Genomic DNA, 7549 nt, shown 5'->3' on the forward strand with positions numbered 1-7549 from the left:
CAACTGGCTTATCCTCTCGCGTGTCCCATCGCGCCCCGCGCTCCCCGCGGTGGCCGACGTCTCGTACCTTACCTTTCCTCTTCAGCCGCCCGGCGGCCAAGGCCGAAAACCGTTCGGAATCCGTCGCGGTGCCGGGTATTCTCCTTCGGGTGCCCGAGGTACTAGTCCGCGCCCGAGGCCTTACTAAGCGGTTCGGCAGCTTCACCGCAGTGGACGGAATCGACTTCGACCTGTACCAGGGCGAAGCCTTCGGATTTCTCGGGCCGAACGGCGCCGGGAAATCATCCACGATGCGCATGATCGGCTGTGTCTCCCCGCCGACAGAAGGCGAGCTTACCATTCTGGGTGGCGACCCGGTCCGGGACGGTACCGCGATCAGGGCCAGGCTCGGCGTGGTGCCGCAGGAGGACACGCTGGACGTCGAGCTGACCGTCAGGGAGAACCTGCTCGTCTACGGCCGCTACTTTGGCCTGCCGCGCACGGTCATCAGGGAGCGGACCGACCAGCTCCTGGACTTCGTCCAGCTCACCGACCGCGCCGGCGATATGGTGGAGCCGCTGTCCGGCGGCATGAAGCGCCGCCTGACGATCGCGAGGAGCCTCATCAACGACCCCGAGATCCTCATCCTCGACGAGCCGACCACCGGCCTGGACCCGCAGGCCAGGCACGTGGTGTGGGACCGGCTGTACCGGCTCAAGCAGCGCGGCGTGACGCTGATCCTCACCACGCACTACATGGACGAGGCCGAGCAGCTCTGCGACCGCCTCGTCGTGATGGACCACGCGACGATCGTCGCCGAGGGCACCCCCCGCGAACTCATCGGGCGGTACTCGACCGCGGAAGTGCTCGAGCTGCGGTTCGATCCCGCCATGCACGAGCAGGCGGTGGAGAAGATCAAAGGCTTTTATCCAGAACGGACCGTGGTGACTGCCGACCGGCTGCTGCTCTACGTGGCCGATGGCGAGCGGGCGCAGGCCCAGATCCGCGAGGCGGGCATCGAGCCGCTCACCGAACTCGTCCGCAGGTCCACCCTCGAGGACGTCTTCCTGCACCTGACCGGCCGGACCCTGATCGACTGATGGGCCTGTCACTCTCGATGTCTGTCCGGGCGCTGCGCGCCTGGCTCGTGATGTACCGCAGGACCTGGCGCTCCTCGGTCTGGTCGTCCGTCGGCGGCCCGCTGTTCTACCTCGGCGCGATGGGCTACGGCCTCGGCTCGCTGGTCGACAAGAACGGCACGGCGGCGATCGGCGGCGTGCCCTACGTCGTGTACGTCGCCCCCGCGGTGCTCGGCTTCCAGGCGATGAACACGGGGATGACGAACGCGGCGTTTCCCGTCTACGGCGGCATCCACTGGAACAAGATCTACCTCGCCGCCCGCGCCACGATGCTCCGCCCGGCCGACATCTTCCGCGGCCACCTGTTGTTCATCACGATGCGGATCGCGATGAACTCGGCGGTCTTCGTGGCGTTGATGGCCGGCTTCGGCCTGATCAAGTCGGCGTGGGCGATCCTGCTGCTGCCGGCCGCGGTGCTGCTCGGCGTCGCGTTCGCCACGCCGGTCGCGGCCTGGGCGGTCACCCTGGACACGCAGATCTCGCTGAACTACCTGTTCCGGTTCGGCTCGGTGCCGCTGATGCTGTTCTCCGGCACGTTCTTCCCCATCAGCCGGCTCCCCGGCTGGCTCCGCCCGGTCGCCTACGTCACCCCGCTCTGGCACGGCGTGGCCCTGTGCCGGTCGCTCAGCCTCGGCGACGTCACCGCGGGCTCGGCCGCGATCCACCTCGGCTACCTGGCCGCGATGGCGGCCATCGGCCTGTGGCTCGGCGCCCGTACCTTCCGCAGGCGGCTGTATGTCTAGAGTCGCCACGGCCCGTTCCGTACCCGCCGTAATCCCTGGCGCGCTGGGGGTCCGGCTGATGGCGCGGCACGCGCGGCTCTACAGCCGCATGTGGCTGGTGATAGCCTCCGGGGCCGCCGAGCCGCTGTTTTACCTGTTCTCTGTGGGGGTCGGGATCGGCGGGCTGATCGGCACCGTGCCGGGCCCGGCCGGGCATCCGGTGCCGTACCGGGAGTTCGTGGCGCCCGGGCTGCTCGCCGTCTCCGCGCTGAACGGGGCGCTGAACGACTCGACGTTCAACGTGTACGGCCGGCTGAAGTTCGACAAGCTCTACGACTGCGTGCTCGCGACGCCGCTCGGCGCGCAGGACGTGGCGCTGTCCGAGATCGGCTGGGCGGTGTTCCGCGGCATCTTGTACTCGGTGCCGTTCCTGATCGTGATGGCGTCGATGGGGCTGATCGCCTCACCGTGGGCGGTGCTCGCGCTGCCCGGCGCGGCCCTGGTCAGCTTCGCGACCGCCGCGGTCGGGGTGACGCTGACCACGTACATGACCACCTGGCAGGACTTCGACTACGTGATGCTTGTCGCGGTACCGCTGTTCCTGTTCTCCGGCACGTTCTATCCACTGACGGTATATCCGCACGTCATCGAGGTCATCGTCGAGTGGACCCCGCTCTACCAGGGGGTCGTGATCCTGCGCGACCTGGTGCTCGGCGTGCCCGGGCCCGACTTGCTCTGGCGGGCCGCCTACCTCGCGGCGCTGGGCGCCGCGGGGCTGTCGGTAGCGGGCCGGCGGTTCGCGACGCTGCTGCTCGTGTGACGAATGCTTCGCGGCCCGGCCGCATGGCGCCGGAGCCGATACGCTACTACCGATGCTTGAGGAGCGACGTCCCCAGGCCGGTGTGGCCGACGTCCAGGCTGGGGCGGGCGCACCGGCCTCTGCCGCCGCGCCGCGCGGCCCCTACCGCGACCCCGTGACCTGGGCGATCGTCCTGGCGGTGTTCGGCGCGTACGCGACGATCTCCCTGTTCCGCCTGTTCCAGCTCAACCCCTCGTCGTGGGACCTGGCCATCTACACCGAGTACGTCAAGCAGCTCGCGCACCTGCAGGCGCCCATCGTGGACGTGCGCGGCCCTGGGTTCAACCTGCTCGGCGACCACTTCCAGGTCGCCGTGGCGCTGCTCGCGCCGTTCTTCCGCCTGTTCCCGACCCCGGCGACCCTGCTGGTCGCGCAGGCGCTGCTGACCGCGGTGTCGGTGTTCCCGGTGACGGCGGCGGCGACCGGCAAGCTCGGCAGGGGCGCGGGGCGGGCGGTCGGCGCGGCCTACGGGTTCTCCTGGGGCCTGCAGCAGATGGTCGACTTCGACTTCCACGAGATCGCCATCGCGGTCCCGCTGCTGGCGTTCTCGCTGTCCGCCCTGGTCCGCGGGCGGACACGGGCGGCGGTGGCGTGGGCGCTGCCGCTGGTCTTCGTCAAGGAGGACCAGGGCTTCACCGTCGCCGCCATCGGCTTGCTCATGGTCTTCGCGGCGGCGCGCCGGGAGGGTACCGCTGGCGCCGGCGCTGGCGCCGGCGCTGGCGCCGGCCGGGGCCTGGGCAGCCTCCGGGGCAGCGTCCCCGGCGGCATCTTCCTGGTCGTGTGGGGCCTGGCCTGGTCCCTGCTCGCGATCACCGTGATCATCCCGCACTTCAACGCCGAGCACCGCTACCTGTACTGGAGCGACGGCGGCGTGGTCGGCTCGGGGGCGCCGTTCTCGGTGGCCGGCCTCGTCGGCCAGCTGTTCCACGCCTGGCCGACCAAGCTGCAGACGGTCGTCCTGCTGCTGTTGCCGACCGCGTTCGTCGCGCTTGGCTCGCCGGTCGCGCTGGTCGCGCTGCCGAGCCTCGCGCTGCGGTTCGTCTCGACCAACAGCGCCTTCTGGGGCACCAGCTGGCACTACAACGCCACCGTGATGCCCGTGCTGTTCATCGCCGCCGTCGAAGCGATGGCCCGCTGGCGGGCGCTGCCCGATCCAGCCGGCGGCGCGGGGATGCGTTCGCTGAGCGCGCGGACTGCCTCGTTCCGGGTCGGCGCGGCCAGGCACGGCGCGCCGATGATCGTTGCCGTGGCCGCCGCGCTCGCCTTCCAGTTCCCGCTCAGCAACCTCTGGCAAAGCTCGACGTACCAGATCAGCCCGCACGTGGTGGCCGCCGACGCGGCGATGGCACAGGTCCCCGACGGTGCCACCGTGGTGACCACGCTCGACCTGCTCGCCCCGCTCGCCGCCCGCACCGACACGTTCTGGATCGGCAACGCAGGCAACCCGCTCACCCAGTACATCGTGTTCGACGGCCAGAACAGCGGCTACAACCCCGAACCCAAGAACGTGCCCGACTTCATCACCCAGCTCTACGGGAGCGGCCGCTACGTGGAGATCTTCGAGCGCGACGACGTCTACGTGTTCCGCCGCGCCTAGGGCGCTTGGGCTACCCGAGCACCGCCGCCGCCTGCTGGCGCGTCATCAGGTTGTAGACGATGTCCGCCGGGGCCGGGCTGGCGGGGGCGCCGACTCCGAAGCCGACCCCGGCGCCGATGAACACGTCCACGCCGCTGGCGGTCAGCAGCGTGTCCAGCGTGACAGAAGACCCGCTGATCGTCCCCTTCTGCACCAGCGACAGCGACGGGTGCCCGCCCACCGCCGGCGCGGAAGCGGCCGTCAGCGAGAACGTGCCGAGGGTGCCGTTCTCCGTCGCGGTGAAGCCGGCGCACCGGCCGGCGAGCGCCCTGACCCCCGTGACGAAGGCGGACGCCTCGGCTGGGCTGGAAAACTGGTAGATCACCTGGTCATACGCCTGTTCCCCGCTCACATAGGTCTCGGCCGCCATGCCGGTCTCGCCGAACCCCGGGCTGCCCAGGTTGTTGACGAAGTTGGCGCAGGACAGCGTCGCCAGGTCGTACTGCGCCGGGGAGGAGGTCAGGCTGCCGCCCGAGGTGACCGCGCCGGCCGACGACAGGCTGAAGCCCGCGGGGAAGAACGACTGCGGCAGCAGCACGATCTGCAGCTGCGAGCCGGTCAGCTGCCCGGCGGCCGCCGGCACGGGCGACGCGGGCGTGGTGGGGGAGCCCGCCGTCGGCGCCGTGGCGGCGGGCGCGGCCGACGACGACGGCGTCTGGTACGGCACCCCCTTGGTCGCGCACCCGGTCAACGCGACCAGCACGCCCGCGAGCACCCCGGCGGCAAGAACGGCGGGGGCCCTGAAGACCCGTGACACAGCTCCCCTAACCCGATTCGGACATCAACACCTCACAACGTACCTTTTCACGTGTCCGGGGCGCAGGTGGTGCGCGGGCCGGAGTTCGGGATAATGGCGACGGAACACCGGCGTTCGCCGACAGCGGCAGCGGGCAGGCAAAGGCCCGAGGTGCCGAAGGAAAGGAAGATGAAGGCTATGCCACAGCGAATCGCGATCGTCACCGGAGCCGCCCGCGGGATCGGCGCCGGGACCGCCAAGCGCCTGGCCAGCGAAGGGATGGCCGTCGCGGTGCTCGACCTCAAGGAGGGCGATGGCGAGCAGACCGTGGCCGAGATCGAGAAGGCCGGGGGGCGGGCGATCGCGGTGGGCGCCGACGTCAGCAAGAGCGATGAGGTGCAGGCCGCGGTCGAGCAGGTGGTGGCCGGCCTCGGCGAGCCGACCGTGCTCGTGAACAACGCGGGCGTGACCCGCGACAACCTGCTGTTCAAGATGTCGGAGAACGACTGGGACACGGTCGTGAACGTCCACCTGCGCGGCGCGTTCCTGATGACGCGGGCAACCCAGAAGTACATGGTCAACGCCAAGTGGGGCCGCATCGTCAACCTGAGCTCGGTGTCGGCGACCGGCAACCGCGGCCAGGTCAACTACTCGGCCGCCAAGGCCGGCCTGCAGGGCCTGACGAAGACGCTCGCGATCGAGCTCGGCAAGTTCGGCATCACCGCGAACGCCGTGGCGCCCGGGTTCATCGTGACCGACATGACGGCGGCCACCGCCGCCCGGCTCGGCATGTCGTTCGAGGACTTCCAGGCCGCCGGCGCCGCGCAGATCCCTGTCCAGCGGGTGGGCCAGGTGGCCGACGTGGCCGCCGCGATCTCCTTCCTGGTCAGCGAGGAGGCCGGGTTCATCTCCGGCCAGGTCCTCTACATCGCCGGCGGACCGGTCTCCTGACCGCCGATGAACGCCGAAACGGCCTCGCACGGCGAGGACGAGGAGCTGCGCAAGACGATCCGCGCGTTCCTCGACGAGCACGACCCCGCGGCCATGGGCCGCGACAGCTTCCTGACCGCGCGGTGGGACGCCGGGCTGGCCGTCGTGCACTACCCGGTGGGGCACGGCGGGCTCGGCCTGGCCCGCTCGCTCCAGCAGGTGGCCGAAGCAGAGTTCGCCAAGGCCGGCGCCCCCGTCCTCGACCCGGTGCGCAACGTGATCGGGCTCGGCATGGCCGCGCCGACGATCATCGCCTTCGGCACCGAGGAGCAAAAGCAACGGTGGCTCAGGCCGCTGTGGACCGCGCGAGAGATCTGGTGCCAGCTGTTCAGCGAGCCAGCCGCGGGCAGCGACCTGGCCGGCCTGGCCACCCGCGCGACCAGGACCGACGGCGAGTGGGTCGTCACCGGCCAGAAGGTGTGGACCTCGGTCGCGCACCGGGCGCGCTGGGGACTCCTGCTCGCCAGGACCGATCCGGACGTCCCCAAGCACGCGGGCCTGTCCTACTTCGTCCTTGACATGCACGCGCCGGGCGTCGAGGTCCGGCCGCTGCGCCAGCTCACCGGCGAGGCGGAGTTCAACGAGGTGTTCCTCACCGACGTGCGCATCCCGGACGGCGACCGGCTCGGCGACGTGGGCGCCGGCTGGCGGGTCGCCCAGACCACGCTGATGAACGAGCGGGTGTCGATCGGCGGCGCCCGCGCGGTGCCCAGGGAGCTCGGCGCGATCGGGTTCGCCGCCGCGGCGTGGCGGCAGCATCCGGAAAAGCGCACCCACGAACTGCACCAGCGGCTGCTGCGGCTGTGGGCGGAGGCGGAAGTGGCGCGGCTGGCGGGCGACCGGCTGCGGCAGCAGCTCGCCGCGGGCGAGCCGGGCCCCGAGGGTTCGGCGGCCAAGCTCAGCTACGCGCGGCTGAATCAGGAGATCTCCGGATTCGAGATCGACTTCGAGGGATCGGACGGGCTCCGCTACGACGACTGGACGATGCGCAGGCCCGCCGCCAGCGACTACACCCGCGGCGCCGGCTACCGCTACCTGCGCTCGAAGGGCAACTCGATCGAGGGAGGCACGTCGGAGATCCTGCGCAACATCATCGCCGAGCGCGTCCTCGGCCTGCCCCCCGAGCCCCGCGTCGACAAGGACGTCGCCTGGAAGGACTTGCCGCGGTGACCGCCTCATCCGCCGATCTTCTTTATTCAGATACCGAACGGTCCCTGGCGGCTGCCCTGGCCGACCTGCTTGCCTCGCGGGCCGCGCCTGGCGACGTGCTGGCCCGCACCGAGCAGGCCGAAACCTGCGACACGGGCCTTTGGCGCGCGGTGGCAGTGGACATCGGCATCGCCGGCCTGCTGATCCCCGAGCCGCTCGGCGGCGCGGGCGCCTCCTACCGCGAGCTCGCCGCCGCGGCCGAACAATTCGGCGCCGCCGTGGCGCCCATCCCCTACCTGGGCAGCGCGGCCGTCGCGACCGCGGTGTTGCTCCGCGCGG

8 protein-coding genes are annotated in these 7549 nt (G+C 70.8%); 7 read left to right on the forward strand and 1 reads right to left on the reverse strand.

Features of this window, described 5'->3' with window-relative positions:
• The first annotated feature begins 209 nt into the window (after positions 1 to 209).
• The 4 genes from Q1N79_RS19665 to Q1N79_RS19680 are packed head-to-tail and all read left to right on the forward strand — an operon-like array spanning position 210 to position 4296.
• A complete protein-coding gene (locus Q1N79_RS19665) occupies positions 210 to 1079 on the forward strand; it encodes an ABC transporter ATP-binding protein (RefSeq protein ID WP_300610995.1) in 870 nt (289 codons plus the stop codon).
• Positions 1079 to 1861 (forward strand): ABC transporter permease, encoded by a 783-nt coding sequence (locus tag Q1N79_RS19670; RefSeq protein WP_300610996.1) that lies wholly within the window; start codon positions 1079 to 1081, stop codon positions 1859 to 1861. Before Q1N79_RS19665 ends, Q1N79_RS19670 begins: the two co-directional genes overlap by 1 nt.
• 58 nt (positions 1862 to 1919) lie before the next feature.
• Positions 1920 to 2660 carry an ABC transporter permease gene (locus Q1N79_RS19675; RefSeq protein ID WP_300610997.1) on the forward strand — a complete coding sequence of 247 codons (741 nt, stop codon included), beginning with the start codon at positions 1920 to 1922 and terminating at the stop codon, positions 2658 to 2660.
• Positions 2661 to 2712: 52 nt separating this feature from the next.
• Positions 2713 to 4296, forward strand: a complete 1584-nt coding sequence (locus Q1N79_RS19680; protein ID WP_300610998.1) for a DUF2079 domain-containing protein — start codon at positions 2713 to 2715, stop codon at positions 4294 to 4296.
• Between the two features lie 10 nt (positions 4297 to 4306).
• Here the strand turns inward: Q1N79_RS19680 and Q1N79_RS19685 are convergent, their stop codons facing one another.
• Positions 4307 to 5092 carry a hypothetical protein gene (locus tag Q1N79_RS19685; RefSeq protein ID WP_300611000.1) on the reverse strand — a complete coding sequence of 262 codons (786 nt, stop codon included), beginning with the start codon at positions 5090 to 5092 and terminating at the stop codon, positions 4307 to 4309.
• 168 nt (positions 5093 to 5260) lie between these two features.
• On the opposite strand from Q1N79_RS19685, the gene fabG reads away from it, so the two are divergent.
• The 3 genes from fabG to Q1N79_RS19700 all read left to right on the forward strand — a co-directional run.
• Positions 5261 to 6022 (forward strand): 3-oxoacyl-ACP reductase FabG, encoded by a 762-nt coding sequence (fabG, locus tag Q1N79_RS19690; RefSeq protein ID WP_300611002.1) that lies wholly within the window; start codon positions 5261 to 5263, stop codon positions 6020 to 6022.
• A gap of 6 nt (positions 6023 to 6028) precedes the next feature.
• The gene (locus Q1N79_RS19695; protein WP_300611004.1) at positions 6029 to 7231 is read left to right on the forward strand and encodes an acyl-CoA dehydrogenase family protein; all 1203 of its coding nucleotides are present in this window, start codon (positions 6029 to 6031) and stop codon (positions 7229 to 7231) included.
• The coding region (locus Q1N79_RS19700; RefSeq protein WP_300611007.1) for an acyl-CoA dehydrogenase family protein at positions 7228 to 7549 on the forward strand (322 nt) is incomplete at its 3' end. The genes Q1N79_RS19695 and Q1N79_RS19700, both read left to right, overlap by 4 nt.

It is taken from the genome of Trebonia sp. (genome assembly GCF_030042015.1).
Taxonomy (GTDB): Bacteria; Actinomycetota; Actinomycetes; order Streptosporangiales; family Streptosporangiaceae; genus Trebonia.